General features: G+C 69.9%; 1 protein-coding gene. It reads left to right on the top strand.

Annotated features, from left to right (window positions below):
- A partial coding sequence (locus A5694_RS21650; RefSeq protein WP_131809632.1) for a DUF222 domain-containing protein occupies positions 1 to 762 on the top strand: 762 nt, incomplete at both ends.

Below are 762 nucleotides of genomic sequence, written 5' to 3'. Positions count from 1 at the left end.
TCGGCGCGGGCGGAGAATCGGGCCGCGGCGGCACACCTGGTGGCGATCGGGGAGTTGTTCGCGCTGCGGTTGAGCCGGTGCAGCGAGACCGAGGACTGGGCGATCGACACCACCGCAGCGGTGTGCGCCGAGGTCGCGGCCGCGCTGCGGATCAGCCAGACCTTGGCCGGCAGCCGCCTGCGCTATGCCCGGGCGATGCGGGAGCAGCTGCCCAAGGTCGCCGAGATATTCAAGGCCGGCGATATCGATTTTCGGCTGTTTCGCACGATCGTGTACCGCATCGAGCTGATCACCGACCGCGAGGTGCTGGCGGCCGTGGATGCCGAGTTGGCGCTCACGGTGCCACGCTGGCCGTCGCTGACCGCGGCCCGGCTGGCCGGCAAGCTCGACAAGATCGTGGCCAAGGCCGATGCCGATGCGGTGCGCCGCCGCCGGGAGCGGGCGGAGCAGCGTGAGATCGCGTTCAGCGATCAAGAGGGCGGGGTCTCGGAGATCTACGGCAGTCTGTTCACCACCGATGCCCGTGCTGTGGGCAAAGCGTTGGATGCGTTGGCGGCCACGGTGTGCGAGCACGATCCGCGCAGTCCTGCAGAGCGTCGCGCTGATGCAATGGGGGCGCTGGCCGCACGATCGGATCGGCTGGGCTGCCGCTGCGGGCGCCCCGATTGTGCTGCGGGTTCGCGTCCGGGGGCTTCGCCGGCGGTCATTCATGTGATCGCCGAGCAGGCCACGATCGAGGGCACCAGTGGCGAGCCGGGATGG

This window comes from Mycolicibacter sinensis (assembly GCF_001667945.1).
Lineage (GTDB): Bacteria > Actinomycetota > Actinomycetes > Mycobacteriales > Mycobacteriaceae > Mycobacterium > Mycobacterium sinense_B.
Note: the sequence above shows the minus strand (reverse complement) of the source record. Positions and strands in the feature narration are given on the sequence as shown.